At 69.5% G+C, this 15,532-nt stretch carries 16 protein-coding genes; 10 read left to right on the top strand and 6 right to left on the bottom strand.

Features of this window, described 5'->3' with window-relative positions; translation table 11 throughout:
- Positions 1-42: 42 nt before the first annotated feature.
- On the bottom strand, positions 43-1,212 hold the full coding sequence (locus VGX25_RS23255; protein ID WP_326919999.1) for a thioester domain-containing protein: 1,170 nt from the start codon (positions 1,210-1,212) through the stop codon (positions 43-45).
- Between the two features lie 187 nt (positions 1,213-1,399).
- Here VGX25_RS23255 and VGX25_RS23250 point away from each other — a divergent pair, with 187 nt between their 5' ends.
- A complete protein-coding gene (locus VGX25_RS23250) occupies positions 1,400-2,371 on the top strand; it encodes a hypothetical protein (RefSeq protein ID WP_326919998.1) in 972 nt (323 codons plus the stop codon).
- On the opposite strand, the gene VGX25_RS23245 is transcribed toward VGX25_RS23250, so the two are convergent.
- Positions 2,364-4,028, bottom strand: coding sequence for a DUF885 domain-containing protein (locus VGX25_RS23245; protein ID WP_326919997.1), 1,665 nt, complete (start codon positions 4,026-4,028; stop codon positions 2,364-2,366). The two genes, VGX25_RS23250 and VGX25_RS23245, sit on opposite strands and share 8 nt — an antisense overlap.
- Positions 4,029-4,072: 44 nt before the next feature.
- Between VGX25_RS23245 and VGX25_RS23240 the strand changes: the two genes are divergently transcribed.
- On the top strand, positions 4,073-4,522 hold the full coding sequence (locus tag VGX25_RS23240) for an SRPBCC family protein (protein ID WP_326919996.1): 450 nt from the start codon (positions 4,073-4,075) through the stop codon (positions 4,520-4,522).
- On the opposite strand, the gene VGX25_RS23235 is transcribed toward VGX25_RS23240, so the two are convergent.
- Positions 4,519-4,842, bottom strand: coding sequence for a hypothetical protein (locus VGX25_RS23235; RefSeq protein WP_326919995.1), 324 nt, complete (start codon positions 4,840-4,842; stop codon positions 4,519-4,521). The two genes, VGX25_RS23240 and VGX25_RS23235, sit on opposite strands and share 4 nt — an antisense overlap.
- On the opposite strand from VGX25_RS23235, the gene VGX25_RS23230 reads away from it, so the two are divergent.
- Both VGX25_RS23230 and VGX25_RS23225 read left to right on the top strand, forming a co-directional pair.
- The gene (locus VGX25_RS23230) at positions 4,841-5,812 is read left to right on the top strand and encodes a helix-turn-helix transcriptional regulator (protein WP_326919994.1); all 972 of its coding nucleotides are present in this window, start codon (positions 4,841-4,843) and stop codon (positions 5,810-5,812) included. The genes VGX25_RS23235 and VGX25_RS23230 overlap by 2 nt on opposite strands.
- A complete protein-coding gene (locus VGX25_RS23225) occupies positions 5,796-5,978 on the top strand; it encodes a DUF397 domain-containing protein (protein ID WP_326919993.1) in 183 nt (60 codons plus the stop codon). The genes VGX25_RS23230 and VGX25_RS23225 overlap by 17 nt, the downstream gene beginning before the upstream one ends.
- Here VGX25_RS23225 and VGX25_RS23220 read toward each other — a convergent pair.
- Entirely contained in the window at positions 5,905-6,411 is a 507-nt protein-coding gene (locus tag VGX25_RS23220; RefSeq protein ID WP_326919992.1) for a GbsR/MarR family transcriptional regulator, read from the bottom strand. The genes VGX25_RS23225 and VGX25_RS23220 overlap by 74 nt on opposite strands.
- 92 nt (positions 6,412-6,503) lie before the next feature.
- Here VGX25_RS23220 and VGX25_RS23215 point away from each other — a divergent pair, with 92 nt between their 5' ends.
- Both VGX25_RS23215 and VGX25_RS23210 read left to right on the top strand, forming a co-directional pair.
- Positions 6,504-7,418, top strand: a complete 915-nt coding sequence (locus tag VGX25_RS23215; RefSeq protein WP_326919991.1) for an ABC transporter ATP-binding protein — start codon at positions 6,504-6,506, stop codon at positions 7,416-7,418.
- Positions 7,415-9,004: an ABC transporter permease gene (locus tag VGX25_RS23210; RefSeq protein ID WP_326919990.1), complete on the top strand. Its 1,590-nt coding sequence runs from the start codon at positions 7,415-7,417 to the stop codon at positions 9,002-9,004. Before VGX25_RS23215 ends, VGX25_RS23210 begins: the two co-directional genes overlap by 4 nt.
- 417 nt (positions 9,005-9,421) lie before the next feature.
- On the opposite strand, the gene VGX25_RS23205 is transcribed toward VGX25_RS23210, so the two are convergent.
- Positions 9,422-10,012, bottom strand: a complete 591-nt coding sequence (locus VGX25_RS23205) for a hypothetical protein (protein ID WP_326919989.1) — start codon at positions 10,010-10,012, stop codon at positions 9,422-9,424.
- On the bottom strand, positions 10,009-10,494 hold the full coding sequence (locus tag VGX25_RS23200) for a hypothetical protein (RefSeq protein ID WP_326919988.1): 486 nt from the start codon (positions 10,492-10,494) through the stop codon (positions 10,009-10,011). The genes VGX25_RS23205 and VGX25_RS23200 overlap by 4 nt, the downstream gene beginning before the upstream one ends.
- A gap of 116 nt (positions 10,495-10,610) precedes the next feature.
- Here VGX25_RS23200 and VGX25_RS23195 point away from each other — a divergent pair, with 116 nt between their 5' ends.
- The 4 genes from VGX25_RS23195 (at position 10,611) to VGX25_RS23180 (ending at position 14,902) form a co-directional block, all read left to right on the top strand.
- Positions 10,611-11,825 carry an MFS transporter gene (locus VGX25_RS23195; RefSeq protein WP_326919987.1) on the top strand — a complete coding sequence of 405 codons (1,215 nt, stop codon included), beginning with the start codon at positions 10,611-10,613 and terminating at the stop codon, positions 11,823-11,825.
- A 982-nt stretch (positions 11,826-12,807) separates the two neighbouring features.
- Positions 12,808-13,299 carry a methylated-DNA--[protein]-cysteine S-methyltransferase gene (locus VGX25_RS23190; RefSeq protein ID WP_326919986.1) on the top strand — a complete coding sequence of 164 codons (492 nt, stop codon included), beginning with the start codon at positions 12,808-12,810 and terminating at the stop codon, positions 13,297-13,299.
- 3 nt (positions 13,300-13,302) lie between these two features.
- Positions 13,303-14,013 carry a 2OG-Fe(II) oxygenase gene (locus VGX25_RS23185; RefSeq protein ID WP_326919985.1) on the top strand — a complete coding sequence of 237 codons (711 nt, stop codon included), beginning with the start codon at positions 13,303-13,305 and terminating at the stop codon, positions 14,011-14,013.
- A 202-nt stretch (positions 14,014-14,215) separates the two neighbouring features.
- A complete protein-coding gene (locus VGX25_RS23180; protein WP_326919984.1) occupies positions 14,216-14,902 on the top strand; it encodes a Crp/Fnr family transcriptional regulator in 687 nt (228 codons plus the stop codon).
- Positions 14,903-15,532: the final 630 nt, after the last annotated feature.

The following is a 15,532-nucleotide window of genomic DNA, read 5'->3' as shown; positions in this document are numbered from 1 at the left end:
CGCCCGGGCAGTCCGGGCGGGAGCCGCGGTCGCGGATGTGGATCAGGCGCGGCGGCGGCGGCGCAGGAACAGCAGCGCGCCCGTGCCGGCGCCGAGCAGCACCAGGCCGAGCACGACCGGCACGAAGATCGACGCGCCGGTGCTTGCCAGCCCGCCGGTGTTGCGGGCCTGCGGGGCCGGCGTCGTCGTGGTGGTCGGCGGCGCGGTGGTCGTCGTGGTGCTGGTCGTGGTCGGCGGGGTCACGGCGGCGGCCGTCCAGGTGGCCTTCGCGCTCGCCGACAGCGTGCTCTTGTCGGACTGCGCCACGATCAGCGACTGGGTCGGCTTGTCGGCGTAGTTCTCGCCGACGAACAGCCGGCCGGTGGCCACGTGCGCGGAGGCGGTCAGTTCGAAGCTGCCCTCACCGGCCTCGGCGTCGGCCGGAACCGTGAAGAACACCTCGGTGCCGTTCTTGATCGACTCCGGGGTGACCTCCTTGCCGTCCTTGTCGGTCAGCGTGACGCCCTCCGGGGCCGTCGCCTTCAGCTCGACGATCTCGCCCGTGGTGGACACGGTGAACGGGCCGACGCGCTTGCCGGCCTCGCCCTTGGCGGTCTCGGGGTTGATCTGCAGCGTCGGCGTCGGGTGGTTACCCATGCCGACGTTGTCCGGACCGGTCAGGTACGCGTACAGGGCGAGCACGTCGGCGTCGGCATCGGCATCGCCGTCCGGCAGCGGGTTGTCCTCGTCGAGGTCGGTCTCGTCGCTGAAGTGCCAGGCGGCGGCCTGGGTGGCGGTGATCGCCTCCTTCTCGCTGAGGCCGCCGTGCAGCGTGACGCCCTTGTCGGCCAGCTTCTTCTCCAACGCGGCCTCGTCCACGACGGGGAAGCCGTGGTGCAGCACCCAGTTGATCTTGTCGTTGTGCTCACGGAAGGGCGAGTCCGGGTTCGGGTACTTGTCCCAGGGCACCTCGACCATGGTGGCGTCGCGGTCGATGTTGGTGTTGATCTCGACGCAGTACACCTTGAGGCTGGTGCCGTCGTCGAGCTTGAAGCCGATCAGGCTGGTGCGCAGGTTGTCCCGGCTGCCACCGAGGTTGACGTGGTACCCGTCCGCGCTGCCGCCCTCGACCTTGCCGGTGGCCGGTTCCGCGCTCGCTGGGAGCGCCCCGACCAGCACCGCGACCGACGCTCCCGTCAGGACGGTGAGGCCCCGCTTCACCCGACTGCCCATGTCTCTCCCTGTTCCGTTCGCCCGATGCTCGATAACCCTTACGGGATAACCACAACTCGATTAGCGAGGGCGCACTCTACTCAGAGGCGTGACCTGCTCACTCATTGGGGTTACGAGTCGCAATGGCTTAACCCAATCGAGACCAACCACGCACGTTATTCGGACCGCAGCGCTATCGTTCGTGCTCGTGACTGGATGGCAGGGCGGCGGTGGCGGCCAGGACGGCAACTGGAACCCGCAGCAGGATCCCTACGGCGGCGGCCAGGGCGGGCAGTACGGAGCCGACCCGTACGGCGGCGGGTACAACCCGGATCCCTACGGCCGGTACAACCAGGATCCGTACGGCCAGTACGGCGGCACGGCCATGTATCCGGCCTACCAGCCGGCGTTCGAGCCCCCGCCGCCGAAGCGCTCCAAGGCGCCGATCGTGCTGAGCATCGTGGCGATCCTGGCGGTGGTCGGCACGGTGGTGACCATCGTGCTGCTCAACCGCTCCGAGGATCCGTCGCCGGCGGCCGGGCCCGGCCCGACGTCGAGCCCGTCAAGCAGGCCGTCCGCGCCGAAGCTCCCCACGTCGAGCCGGAGGCCGCCGACGAGCAAGAAGCCGGCGGGCGGCAAGGACGGCTGGATCACCATCGACGCGATCGCCGCCAGCTACCAGGTGCCGGGTGACTGGAAGAAGGACACCCAGAAGCGGCCGAGCGGGCTCGGGGTCGAGTTCGACCGCGGCGCCGTGGTCGGCAACTACGAGTGCGAGGGCGCCACGTACTTCCGCGGGTTCACCGCGTACGGCGAGGCGCAGAGCAAGGACGGCTCCGCGCTCGACCTGAACAAGACCGTCACCGACTTCGCCTCGGCGTTCGCCAAGGAGTACTACCGCAACCCGAAGCTGGAGGTGCCGGAGCCCAAGCCGGCCACGGTGGGCGGCGCGAAGGCCGCGTCCATCACGGTCAAGCTGACCGTCACGCCCAGCCAGCCGGCGTGCGAGGCGACCAGCGGCGAGGTGGCCCTCGTCGGCGTGCCGATCGAGAAGGACGGCGAGCCGTCCGGGGTGCGGATGCTGGTCGTGGTGAACGACCTCGCCGGCGGGCCGGGCAACCCCGCGGGGCTGCCCGACGCGCTGGCCGAGGAGATCCTGACCACGTTCACGATCAACTAGGCGGGCTGCCGTCCCAGGCGGAGAGGACGCCGTCGAGCACGTTGAGCGGCAGCGACCCGCCGCCGAGCACGACGTCGTGGAACGCGCGGATGTCGAAGCGGTCGCCGAGGCGCACCTTGGCGTCGGTGCGCATCCGCTGCAGCTCGAGCCGTCCGACCATGTAGGACAGTGCCTGGCCGATGTAGGCGATGTACCGGTCGACCTCGTTCTCGATCTCCAGCGTGGCCACCGGGGTGTTGGTGCGCAGGTAGTCGACGGCCTGCTGGCGGCTCCAACCCTTGGCGTGGATGCCGGTGTCGACCACGAGGCGCCCGGCGCGCAGCGAGTCCATCGCGAGCATGCCGAGGCGGTCGAGGTCGCCGGAGTACAGGCCCATCTCGTCGGCGAGACGCTCGGTGTACAGGCCCCAGCCCTCGGCGTAGGCGTTGACCGGGGACAGCCGGCGCAGCAGCGGGAGGTGGGTCAGCTCCTGGGCCAGGCTGAGTTGGAAGTGGTGGCCCGGCACGGCCTCGTGGAACGCGATCACCTCGGACAGGAACCGGTCGCGCTTGTCGGCCTCGTGGGTGTTGGCGAAGTAGATGCCCGGGCGGGAGCCGTCCATGGCCGGCATCATGTAGTACGCCGTCGGCGCGGTCGGCGCCTCGGCCGCCGGCACGGCGTCCACTTTGCACGGTTGGCTTGGCAGCCGGCCGAACCACCGCGGGGCGGCCTCCTCGGCCCGCCGGACGGTGTCCATGGCCGCGGCCAGCAGCTCGTCGCCGTCGGTCCAGCGCAGCGCCGGGTCGGAGGTCATCCGTCGGAAGATCTCCTGCTGGTCGGTGAGGCCGAACACCCGGGAGCCGATCTCGGCGTACTCCTCGGCCAGCGCCGCGATCAGGTCGAGCCCGGTCTGGTGCAGGTTCTCCGGGGTGCGGCCGGTCGTGGTGTGCACTGTGGACAGTCCGGCATAGATGGCTTCCCCGTCGGGCAGCCAGCACACGCCCGGCCGGTCGTCGGCGCGTCCGTGCTGGACGATCTCGTCGGCGAGCACGGCGCGGTACGCGGCGAAGGCCGGGCGGACCCGCTCGGCGACCACCCGCTCGCGCTCGGCGGCCAGCTCGCCATGGATCTGCTGGCGCAGGAACGGATCGGTGTCTGGATTGGACAGATAGCGGTCGATCAGCGCGACCGCGGAGTCGACCAGCCGGCGCACCGGAAGCCGGCCGGCCGCGACGCCCGCCCGGTGCCGCTCGGCGACCGCGGTCAGATAGTCGGGAATGGCGCTCAGCCGGGCGATGTAGGCCTGACCGCGCTCGGCGTCCGGCAGCGCGATCATCGGCAGCGCGGTGATCAGGTGCCCCGGCGGGCTGATGAACAGGCCGCTGATCGTGTACTCCACCAGCCGCGCGTCCAGCTCAAGCAGCGTGGCCCTCGCATGCTGCTCGACCACGGCTCTGGTCACCGCGGTCCCGGGGTCCAATGTGGACGGGTCGATGACCGCCGCCCGGTCGGCGATGTCCGCCATGCGGTCGCGGTGGGCCCGGTCGCCCTCTTCGGACGGATCGGGCAGGCGGTGGTCGTGGCCGGGGATCCCGAACAGCGTGGCGGAGATCGGCTCGGCGGTGAACATGGCGTCGAGCAACTCGTCGGCGAGCGCGTTCACGTCGTTGGCGGTCATAATCGCAACCTACCGGCGCCGAGCCGGGAGCCGGGAGGTGCCAGATGCCAGACGGTCGCCAGTTCGCCTTCGAGGTCACTGCGCGTAGCACGGCGGACGCGGCCCGGTTGTTCGAGCTCGAGGCGGACGGCAGCCGCTGGTCGCAATGGGCTCGCCCGCTGGTGCCACAGTCGACCTGGGAGCGTCAGGGTGACCCGGCGCCCGGCGGGGTCGGTGCGGTGCGGCTGCTCGGGCTGCGGCCGCTGTTCGTGCGCGAGGAGACGGTGGAGTACGAGCAGGACCGCCGGCATGTCTACGTGCTGCGCACGCCGATGCCCATCCGGGACTACCGCGCCGAGTTCGTCGTCACGCCGCGGGGCGACGGTGGGACGGACGTGGTGTGGCGCGGCCGGTTCACCGAGCGGGTCCGCGGCTCCGGCCCGCTGATCCGGGCCGGGCTGCGCCGGCTGCTGTCGGTGCTGATCAAGCGGCTGGTGCGGTTCGCGGAGCGCTAGGGTTCGCGGCGTCTGACCAGCTTGACGAACTCCCCGTCCGGATCCTTGATCAGCCGGTGGATCGTGCGCAGCGCGAGGCACGGCCAGGTGGTGCCGCAGGTCTGGCAGCCGCACGGCTCGACCCGGTCCGGCGAGTCGTGCATGGCGATCATCGCGCGGATCACGGTGACCAGATCCGCGATCACCAGCCGGGCGGACTCGCCGTCCTCCGGCGACCACGGCTCGTACTTCGTCGCGAGATACTCGGCCTCCTCGAGATGCTTGTACAGATCCTCGCGCAGCAGCCGATACGCCTCGACTTGAAGCGGTGGAGTGCTCATGATCGCAAGCAAAGAGTTTGACCGCGGACACCGCATCGCCCAATCGGAGGACAATTGGCGACTTGTCCGTCGGACACAATTTACGATCACCTTTATGGAGGATCGCCAACCCACGATACGCAGTCGCGAGCTGGGCGAGGGACTGCGACGCGCCATGGAGCATGCTGGATTGCACGCCAGTGAGATGGCGCGCCAGCTCGACTGGTCGGCAAGCCGGGTCTCCCGGCTGCTGTCGGGGAAGCGCGGCGGCTCGAGCAACGACATCGCTGTGTTCCTTGCGATCTGCGGTGTTCGTGGCGCCGAGCGCAAACGCCTCATGGCGCTCGCCCTTGATCAGCACCGTAAGGGCTGGGTGCAGCACCACGGTGCACGCCTCCCGAAGCAGCTAAGAACATTGATCAACCACGAGGACAAGGCAACGAAGATCAGCGAGTTCGAGTTCAACGTGGTGCCCGGCCTGCTGCAGACCGGCGAATACGCCCGTGCGCTGATCACAGAGGCCGGAACCGTGCCACAAGACGAGATCGATGAACTGGTTGGCGCCCGACTGGGCCGGCGGAAGCTGTTCAGCCGCCCGAAGCCACTACTGTTCACCTTCTACATCCATGAGTTCGCATTGCGCTTGCCGGTAGGTGGACCGGCCGTGATGTCCGAGCAGTTGCACGAACTCCTGCGATGGTCTGTGCGGCCGTCGATCAGCCTGCGGGTGGTGCCGGCCGCCATCGGCGCCCATGCCGGTATCAATGGATCATTCCGCTTGATGGAGTTCAAGGAGATCAAGCCGATCGTCTACCTGGAGAGCGAAACGTCGAGCCTGTTCTTGGAAGTGCCCATCGAGATCGACGCGTACCGGGCAATCCTGACCAAACTGGGTGCCGTAGCGTTGTCCGAGGGACAATCGAGGGAGTTCATCTCCAACCTGGCGATGGAACTCTACTCGGATCGAGAGGCTCATGATCAGCTGGCGTAAGAGCAGCTTCAGTGGCACCCAGGGCAACTGCGTCGAGGTGGCTCAGGCACCGGCTCGGGTGCTGGTGCGGGACTCCAAGAACATCTCGGGCCCTACTCTGACCTTCTCCGCTGCGGAGTGGCGGGACTTTCTGAGCCGTACTCCAGCGCCCGAAAGCGCTCGGTGACGGCCGGCAGCTCCTTGCGGAGGTACTCGAAGAACCGGCGGGTCATGTCCAGCCGGTGGCCGGCGGGCGTCTCCTCACCCACCGCGGCCACGCCGTCCGACAGCACGGCCGTGTAGGCGTCGAACATCTTGTCGCGGTTGCTGTACACCGTGAACCACACGTCGTCGGGCACCTCGTAGTGGTCGCGGCGCTCCCCCGGGTCGCGGGCGCGCCGCACCAGCCCGACCTGCACCAGATAGCGCACCGCCCCCGACACCGCGGCCGGGCTGATCTGCAGCGACTCGGCCAGCTCGGCGGCCGTGGCCTTGGCGCTGTCGATCACGAGCAGTCGGGCGAGCACCCTGGCCGGCATCCTCGGTATCCCCGACTCCGCCATGATCAGGCCGAACCGCTCGACGAACCGGGCAACCGCCTCGTCGTCTCTGCTGGTCACCCTCACCTCCTCGGCACACGTTCGGGCGAGACCAGTAGTTTATACGCTTTCTTAACTTCACAACTTTGTGAATCGACTGTAGCTTCTGAATCATGACAACTGCAATCTCGGTGTCTGGCCTCGTCAAGACGTTCGGCCAGACCCGCGCGCTGGACGGTCTCGACCTGACGGTGCACACCGGGGAGGTGCACGGCTTCCTCGGACCCAACGGGTCGGGCAAGACCACCACCATCCGCATCCTGCTCGGCCTGCTCCGCGCCGACGGCGGCACCGCCAGCCTGCTCGGCGGCGACCCGTGGCGGGACGCCACGTCGCTGCACCGCCACCTCGCCTACGTGCCGGGCGACGTCTCGCTGTGGCCGAACCTGTCCGGCGGCGAGGTGATCGACCTGCTCGGCCGGCTGCGCGGCGGCCTCGACGAGAAGCGGCGCAAGGAACTGCTCGACCGCTTCGATCTCGACCCGCGCAAGAAGGGCCGCTCCTACTCCAAGGGCAACAAGCAGAAGGTGGCCCTGGTCGCCGCGCTCGCCTCGGACGTCGAGCTGCTGATCCTGGACGAGCCGACCTCCGGGCTGGACCCGTTGATGGAGACCGTCTTCCAGGACTGCATCTCCGAGGAGCACGCCCGGGGCCGCACCGTCCTGCTCTCCAGCCACATCCTCGCCGAGGTCGAGGCGCTGTGCGACCGGGTGAGCATCATCCGGCTGGGCCGCACCGTGGAAACCGGCACGCTGTCCGAGCTGCGCCACCTCACCCGGACCACGATCTCCGCCGAGCTGGCCGGCACGCCCGACGGTCTGTCCACCTTGGACCATGTGCACGACCTTCATGTGGACGGCACCAAGGTCCGCTTCGACGTCGACAGCCACGCGCTGGACGCCGTGCTGCGCCAGCTCACCCAGGTCGGCGTGCGCAGCCTGACCAGCACGCCGCCCACGCTAGAGGAGCTGTTCCTCCGGCACTACGCCGACGAGCTCGCCGGCGAGAAGGTAGGTGCGGCCCGATGACCGCGCTCGTGGGAACCCGTCACCTGGTGCGCCTCGCGCTGCGCCGGGACCGGATCATCCTGCCGATCTGGACGATCCTGTTCGCGGTGATCCCGTCCTCCGGCGCACGGGCGTACGAGCAGTTCTACCCGACCCCGGCCGACCGGGCGTCGCTGGCGGCCGGCGGCAAGAACCCGTCGGTGAACCTGGTCTACGGGCCGACGTTCGACCTGACCACGGCCGGCGGCTGGACCGCGTGGCGCTATGGCCTGCTGATGGCCGTGTTCGTGTCGCTGGTGGCGATCTTCACCGTCACCCGGCACACCCGCGCCGAGGAGGACACCGGCCGGCTCGAGCTGATCGGCTCGACCGTGGTCGGCCGGTACGCGGCGCTGACCGCCGGGGTGCTCGTCGCCGCCGGCTACAGCCTCGTCACCGGCGTCCTGCTGGCGCTGATGCTCATCGGCGCCGGGCTTGGCGCCGGCGGGGCGTTCGCGCTGGGACTCGGCGTCGCGTCCGCCGGCCTCGTCTTCACCGCGGTGGCCGCGGTCGCCGCGCAGCTGACCGAATACTCCCGCACCGCCAACGGAATCGCGTCCGCCGCGCTCGGCGTCGCGTTCCTGCTCCGCGCGGTCGGCGACTCCAGCAGCGCCACCTGGCTGTCCTGGCTGTCGCCACTCGGCTGGGCCACGCACATCCGGCCGTACGCCGGGGAACGCTGGTGGGTGCTGGGCTTGGCGCTCGCGTTCACCGTCGCCGTGGCGTCCGCGGCCTTCGTTCTGTTGCCCCGCAGGGACATCGGCGCCGGCCTGCTCCCCGCCCGGCTCGGCTCGCCCCGCGCGCCCGCGGCCCTGAGCGGTCCGCTCGGCCTTGCCTGGCGCCTGCAGCGCGGCTCGCTCATCGGCTGGCTCATCGGCCTTGCCCTGGTTGGCGCCGTGTTCGGCTCGATCGCCAACGGCATCGGCGACGTCGTCGGCGACAGCCAGCAGGTCCGCGACATCCTGGCGCGCATGGGCGGCGTCAGCGGCCTCGTCGATGCGTTCCTGGCGTCGATGACCGGCCTGTTCGGCATGCTCGCCGCCGTCTACGGCGTGCAGGCCACCCTCCGGATGCGTTCCGAGGAAACGGCATTCCGCGTCGAGCCACTGCTGGCCACCGGCGTCGGCCGGCTCCGCTGGACGGCCAGCCACCTGGCGTTCGGCCTGCTCGGCACGGCCGCGCTGCTCCTGGCCGGGGGCTTCTTCCTCGGCCTCACCCACGGTCTGCGCGTCGGCGACGTCTCCGGCCAGGTCCCGTCCGTGCTCGAAGGTGCGGTAGCCCAACTGCCCGCCGCCTGGCTGGTCACCTCGCTCGCAATTGTCCTCTTCGGACTCCTGCCACGGTTCGCCACCGCCGTCTGGGCCCTGCTCGCCGTGTTCCTGCTGCTGTCCTGGTTCGGCCCGGTCATGCAACTCAACCAGGCCATCCTGGACCTGTCCCCGTTCGCCCACATCCCGCGAATCCCCGGCCACGAGCTCACCGCCACGCCACTACTGTGGCTGACCGGCCTCACCGCCGTCGCACTCGCCGCCGGCCTCACCGGCTTCCGCCAACGAGACATCGGCTGATCTCGCCCCGAGGATGGTGCCAAGGCCGCATCCCTCACCTGCACGAACGCGTCATACGGCTCCCCGAGCGCGAGACACGCCCCCGGGATCCCGGTCCCCGCCCGGCGTGTCTCGCCTTCGTGCAGCCGTGTTCCGCCTTCGTGCAGCCGTGTGTCGCGTTGCGGTAGCCCAGCCTCGCCGGAGCCCTTCGCCTGCCCGACAGGGCCGGGCATGGCACCGCAACGCCGGCATGATCGCCCAATCCCGGTCCTGTCGGCCGCCGTTTCCACAAGACGATCTTCCCCCGATCCCCACTCAGCCCCCACCCCGTCTGGGGTGGGGGGTGGGTTCGTGGGCAGTTTACCGGCCGAGGCGGAAAGTTGATCTTGACTGGGGTGTGGGTGTGGATAAGTGGACCGGGTGTGGACAACTGGCGGTTCAGCCGGCCGGTTCGACCACGACGCGGGAGGTGACCTGCCAGCCTTGGCCGGTCGCGAGCATGCCGAGCTTTTCCCGAACCTGGGTCACGGTGGCGGCGCCCTTGGCGTCGGTCGTGGTGACCTCGACGAGGAGCAGCACCTCGGTGCCCGAGTTGTCAATTGCGATCTTGGCGACGGCGGCGGAGAGGACCTTGGCGGAGGTCGCGGTCCGGGCGCGTTGGACCTCCGCGGCCGTTTCCGCGCGCTTGGCCCGTAGCTCCTCGAGCAGGGGCGTGGTGGCGATCTTCTCCCAGGCGTCGAGCCCCTGCTCGACCGTGCGGAAGTCCAGGGTGTTCAGCACGACGGCGGCCTGCTCGGCGGCGGCCAGCGACTCGTCGCGCACCCCGACGACGGGCGGAATGCTCGAGCCCGAGCTGGTGGCCGGGCGGCTGCCGGGCGAGGGGGCGCCCGCGTTGCCGATCACCAGAAACACCGCGAGCAGCAGGCCGGCCGCCAGCGCACCGATGAGAGCGCCGGCCAGCAGCCAGGTCCGCTCCCGGCGCTCCTCGCGGTCTTCGGTTGTTTCCCGTCTGTCGCCCGGCTCGCTCATTGGGCCGCCGCATCGCTGACGCTGTCGAGCTTCCACGCCTTGTCCACCAGGCGAAGCTCCACGACCACGGCGGATCCGGCGACGGTCGTGCGGTTGTTGTCGCCGCGGGTCGTCTTCTGGTCGAGGAAGACCAGCAGCCGCGCGGTGTCGGCGCGTAGGTCGCGGACGCCGACGCCGACCACCGTGGTGACGACCTCCTGCTGCTGGCGGGTGATCGTCGTGCGGACCTGGTCCAGCTGCTCGGTGTGCGCCGCGACGTACCGCTCGGTGCCGTTCGCCTTGACCAGCTCGGCGTTCTCGTCGAGCTTCTCGTGGTGGTACGACAGCACCTCCGAAAGTGCGGAGCTGGCCGTCGCCACGGCCGATGCCGTCTCGGCGGCGTCGACGAACGCCAGGTTGTCCGGCTGCCGCTCCGCGCTCGCCGAACCCCCGGTGAGCAGCACGAAGGCGGCCAGCGCGCCCGTCAAGGTCCGTGGCCACATGCCGGCCTGTATACACGAGGAACCGCGAAAAAGGCAGGGCCCTTTGTCCATTGTGGACTCAGGCCCGGGAATGCGGCTGGCTGCGGGGTGGTTGAGGCGATCGGAGGTGGCCACCGGTGAGTACGGCGACTGGGCTGACGTTGTCGTCGTCCACCCGTGCCCGGCTGCCCCGCGAGGTGTGGATCCTCGTCGCCGCGAACCTGGCCATCGCGCTCGGATACGCCCTGGTGGCACCGGCCTTGCCGACGTTCGCCCGCGGCTTCGACGTCAGCGTGACCGCCGCCTCCGTCGTGGTCAGCGCGTTCGCCGTGGCCCGGCTGCTGTTCGCGCCGATGAGCGGGCGGCTGGTGACCCTCCTCGGCGAGCAGCGGGTCTACCTTGCCGGGCTCGCGATTGTGGCGATCACCACAGGCATGTGCGCGCTCGCCACCGCGTACTGGCAGCTCGTCACGCTCCGCACGCTGTCCGGCATCGGGTCCACCATGTTCACGGTGTCGGCGATCGGCCTGATGATCCGGCTCACCCCGGCGCCCCTGCGCGGCCGGGCGTCCGGGCTGTGGGGCACCAGCTTCCTGCTCGGCAACGTGCTCGGCCCGCTGATCGGCGGTGGGCTGATCGCCATCTCGCTGCGCGCGCCGTTCGTGGTGTACGCGGCGTCGTTGTTGGTCGCGATGGCCATCGTGTGGCTGTTCCTGCGGCACTCCACGCTGGCCGCGACCGACGGCGAGGACGACGTGCCGGTCGCCAGCCTGCGCGAGACGCTGCGGCACCGCACCTACGTGGCGTCGCTGATCTCCAGCTTCGCCAACGGGTGGACCGCGTTCGGCGTGCGAATGGCGCTGACCCCGCTGTTCATCACCGAGGTGCTGCACCGCGAGGACGCATTCGCCGGCACCGCGTTCGCCGTGTTCGGCGCCGGCAACGTGGTCATGCTGTTGCTTTCTGGAAAGCTTTCCGACTCGCTCGGCCGAAAGCCGATCGTGCTGTTTGGCCTGGTGCTTGCCGGTTTCGGCACGATCTGGGTCGGCTTCACGTCCTCGGTGCCGGCGTTCCTGCTCGCCACCGTCATCGCGGCGTTCGGCACCGGGCTCCTGGCGCCGCCGCAACAGGCCGCCGTGGCCGACATCATCGGCAGCGACACCCGCGGCGGGCAGGTCCTCGCCGTGTTCCAGATGACCCTCGACGTCGGCGCCGTGCTTGGCCCGTTCGTCGCAGGCCTGCTCGCCGATCAGCTCTCCTTCGGCTACGCCTTCGGCGTGACCGGCGCGCTCTACCTGCTCGCCGTCCTCCCCTGGCTCGCCGCGCGGGAAACCCTGCCCCGCCGCCGATGACGCAAGGTGTTAAATTGCAACTGAAATACGTCCGATAGGGTGTACGAGTTCGGCTAGATGGGTGTCCACCATTGACGCCGAAAAGGGTTACCGTGCACGTAATAAGATCACGAGCCGAGCCAAGCGAGTTGACCCCATGACCATGTTATGGATCAGCCTCGCAGTGGTCGTCGCGCTCCTCCTGGTGTGGCGTCTCCACCGAGCATCCAAGCAGCTCACCCGCATCCTCGACGAGGAACTCCCGCCAGAATCTCCCCCCACCCCCGACCGTGACGAACACCGCGCCCAACACCACAATCCCTGACCCCCACCCCGCACGCCCGCACCTCCCCGATCTCCGGCGCGCCCGCCCTCGCCACCCCCAGGCGCCCACGGCCTCCCGAACCCGATCGCCCCGCTGACGCCCGCGCCCTCGCCCCGCGCTCAAGGCCACGCACGTCGACGACTTCGCCGCCCCCGGTTGATCTTCCCCGCGCACTTCCAACCCAGCCCCCGACACTTCCGCGGAGGGCTTGGCCAAAGTCGGCTATCGCAACGCGACACACGGCTGCATTTGCGCGGAACATGACTACCGGACGGCGAGACACGCCGGGCCGGGACCGGGTCCCGGCGTGTTCCGCGCTCAGGTCACCGTGTGACGCGTTCGCGTAGATCGGTGCCGCGCCCGGCGCGAAGCGTCCGGCCCGGCACCGAACATCGCCGGCCCCCGCAGTTGATCTCCGCGTCCCACCCCTACCCAGCCCCCACCGCTCCACGGGGGGCGACCCCACGGCCAGTCTACCGGCGAAGACCGGAGTGGAGATCAACTTCGGCGGGGATGTGGACAGGTGAGGTGGGTGTGGATAAGTCGGGTGCTGCGAGGGGTGGGGGCTTGACAGGAGGGGCGGTCGGGGTGCGGGAGCGTCGTGTCGGATTTCCGCAGGATGTGGGGCGGGAGGGAGGGGAGACTGGGTGGGGAGACAAGGAGAAGAGGAGAGTTGTGATGAAGGTTTGGACCTTTGTGGACAGCCCGGTGGGGCGGCTGGTTCTGGTGGGGGTGGAGCGGCCGGGCGGAGTGGTGGTGCTGGACTCGGTGTCGGTGGGTGGGGTGGCGCCGGGTGGGGCGCGGCACGAGCCCGGCGCGCTGCGCGAGGTTGCCGAGGAGTTGCGCGGGTACTTCGCGGGTGAGGTGCGGGAGTTCGGCGTGGAGCACACCGAGCGGGGGACGGAGTTTCAGCGGCGGGTGTGGGCCGAGGTGGAGCGGATTCCTTACGGGACAAGCGTCACCTACGGGCAGCTGGCCGAGCGGGTGGGCGCGCCGCGGGACCGGGTCAGGGCGGTTGCGGCGGCGGTGGGGGCGAACCCGTTGCTGGTGGTGCGGCCGTGTCACCGGGTGCTGGGGGCGGGCGGGTCGTTGACGGGGTATGCGGGGGGCGTGCCGGCGAAGCGGTTCCTGCTGGTGCACGAGGGAGTGTTGCAGGCGGAGTTGGTGTGAGTCATGGGGACGTTGACGCGGCGGGTGGACAAGGCGGACTGGGGGGCGGTGCGGGAGGAGCTGGACGAGTTCGGGTGTGCGCTCACGCCGCGGCTGCTGACCGCGGCGCAGTGCCGGGCCATTGCCGGGAAGTATGCGGACGGCTCGCTGTTCCGGGCGACGATCGACATGGAGCGGTACCGGTTCGGGGCGGGGCAGTACCGCTACTTCGACTATCCGCTGCCGGCGGAGGTGGCGGAGCTGCGGGCGGCGTTCTACCCGCACCTGGTGCCGATCGCGCGGGACTGGGCCGAGCGGTTGGGGTGGGCGCGGCCGTGGCCGGACACCCTGGAGGAGTGGCTGGGGATGTGCCACGACTCCGGGCAGGCGAAGCCGACGCCGATCCTGTTGCGGTACGGGGAAGGTGACTGGAACGCGCTGCATCGGGATCTGTACGGGGAGCTGGTGTTCCCGTTGCAGGTCGTGATCGGGCTCGACGAGCCGGGAGTCGACCACACCGGCGGGGAGTTCCTGCTGGTGGAGCAGCGGCCGCGGGCGCAGTCGAGGGGGATCGTGACCACGCTGCCGCAGGGGCACGGGCTGATCTTCACCACGCGGGACCGGCCGGTGCGGTCCAAGCGCGGGTGGTCGGCGTCGGCGGTGCGGCACGGGGTCAGTACCGTGCGCTCCGGGGTTCGGCACACGTTGGGCCTGGTGTTCCACGACGCGGCCTAGTGGCTCGGATTTGGCTCGGTTCTGTCCGGTGCCTGGCTAACTGTCCGCGATCTGACCTTGTATTCACTGGGTGTTATCGCGACCCTCTGTAACGGCAACCGGCGGGTCAGGGAGGTGCGCCGGGGAGCCCGTTCCGAGGGCCACGAGGCGGGCTCCCCAGCGCCCGATCCGGCATGTATGTCCGTGAATCGTTGAGGGCGACGTGGAGGACCACAGGGGATCGGCGACCGGGTCACTTTTGACATATCTCGAGCCGGCCGATCGGGAGTTCCTGTTCAGTCGCAGCCTGCGCCGCTCCTACCGGGCCGGCGAGTTGCTGCTGCACCAGGGCGACCCGAGCAACCACGTCCTGGTGATCGTGTCCGGGTGGGTGCGGGTGTATTGCTCCACATCGGATGGACACGACTTCCTGTTCACCTTGCGCGGCCCGGGAGATCTGATCGGTGAACTGGCCGCGCTTGGCGGTTGGCCGCGCATGGGGACCGTCCAAACGCTGGAGTCGGTCACCGCGATGCAGCTGATCCAGGAACAGTTCGCCGCATGTCTGCGGGAACGGCCGAGCATCGCGATGAGCTTGATCAAGCTGATGTCCGAGCGGCTGCGCGAGGCCAACGCCATGATGGTGGAAATCGCCACTCTGGACGTGCCGCGCCGGGTGGCCGCCTGCCTGTGGCGGCTCATACAACAACACGGTGTGCGCGAGCGGGGCGAGTTCGTTTTACGGATTCCGCTGACACAGCGGGACATCGCAAACCGGATCGGGGCGTCCCCGCGGGCCGTCGCCCGTTCCTTGGCTACGCTGCGAAAGCGACGGATCGTGGCCACGCACCCGCACCGGATCGTCGTCGCCGACCTCGAGGCCCTGAGTCGCTTTGCGCGCCCCGAATAGCGTCACGCAGCTGCCGGCCGGCCCGCGGCCCGGCCGACCGGCAGCGCGGTCCCCGTCAGGTGGCCAGCGACAGCAATTCTCGAGAAACGATCAGGTGGATCTGCACGTTCAACACCTCCCCTCCGGCCGCGCTCACCGGTGCTGGCCGAGGAAAGGCACCGGGCAGCGCGTGCCGGGTACGTCGGACTACGCCCCGATCCTGGGCAACCCCAAGGTCAGACCCAGTGCAATTCCGAGAACTAACAGCCAGAAGGCCAACCGAAGGACGACTGCGAGTGTGAAGACCACCTTCATCGATATCTCTCCACCGATTGGACCAGCACCAGGGCGTCCAGCATCGCCGCCAAATGATCTCGGTCGCGATGCCGGACGGCATGCTCGATGCGTGCCATTTGGCCTAGTGCAGATCGGAGATCGGCGGTACATCGGTAGCGCTCGCAGTCGGAGCTTGATCAATGGACCGGAACCCCTACGCCTATGGACAGGCCCGCGGTAACTTGACAAAGTTTGGACAGAAAGGAAGGGCCTCGGTTGGACGGCCGACAGCCGAAGTGCCAACTCTCGGACCTCGTTACACTCAGCGCATGCTCGGTCAATCGGCCTTGACGCGGAGGACCCCAATGGAGGGAC

This window comes from Actinophytocola sp. (assembly GCF_035942955.1).
Lineage (GTDB): Bacteria > Actinomycetota > Actinomycetes > Mycobacteriales > Pseudonocardiaceae > DASYTH01.
This window is presented reverse-complemented; position numbering and strand designations above follow the sequence as displayed.

Excerpts from the sequence above, each read along its gene's own strand:
- VGX25_RS23255 (WP_326919999.1), bottom strand. The coding sequence starts at position 1,212 with ATGGGCAGTCGGGTGAAGCGGGGCCTCACCGTCCTGACGGGAGCGTCG.
- VGX25_RS23245 (WP_326919997.1), bottom strand. The coding sequence starts at position 4,028 with ATGACCGCCAACGACGTGAACGCGCTCGCCGACGAGTTGCTCGACGCC.
- VGX25_RS23240 (WP_326919996.1), top strand. The coding sequence starts at position 4,073 with ATGCCAGACGGTCGCCAGTTCGCCTTCGAGGTCACTGCGCGTAGCACG.
- VGX25_RS23230 (WP_326919994.1), top strand. The coding sequence starts at position 4,841 with ATGATCGCAAGCAAAGAGTTTGACCGCGGACACCGCATCGCCCAATCG.
- VGX25_RS23235 (WP_326919995.1), bottom strand. The coding sequence starts at position 4,842 with ATGAGCACTCCACCGCTTCAAGTCGAGGCGTATCGGCTGCTGCGCGAG.
- VGX25_RS23225 (WP_326919993.1), top strand. The coding sequence starts at position 5,796 with ATGATCAGCTGGCGTAAGAGCAGCTTCAGTGGCACCCAGGGCAACTGC.
- VGX25_RS23215 (WP_326919991.1), top strand. The coding sequence starts at position 6,504 with ATGACAACTGCAATCTCGGTGTCTGGCCTCGTCAAGACGTTCGGCCAG.
- VGX25_RS23210 (WP_326919990.1), top strand. The coding sequence starts at position 7,415 with ATGACCGCGCTCGTGGGAACCCGTCACCTGGTGCGCCTCGCGCTGCGC.
- VGX25_RS23205 (WP_326919989.1), bottom strand. The coding sequence starts at position 10,012 with ATGAGCGAGCCGGGCGACAGACGGGAAACAACCGAAGACCGCGAGGAG.
- VGX25_RS23200 (WP_326919988.1), bottom strand. The coding sequence starts at position 10,494 with ATGTGGCCACGGACCTTGACGGGCGCGCTGGCCGCCTTCGTGCTGCTC.
- VGX25_RS23190 (WP_326919986.1), top strand. The coding sequence starts at position 12,808 with ATGAAGGTTTGGACCTTTGTGGACAGCCCGGTGGGGCGGCTGGTTCTG.
- VGX25_RS23185 (WP_326919985.1), top strand. The coding sequence starts at position 13,303 with ATGGGGACGTTGACGCGGCGGGTGGACAAGGCGGACTGGGGGGCGGTG.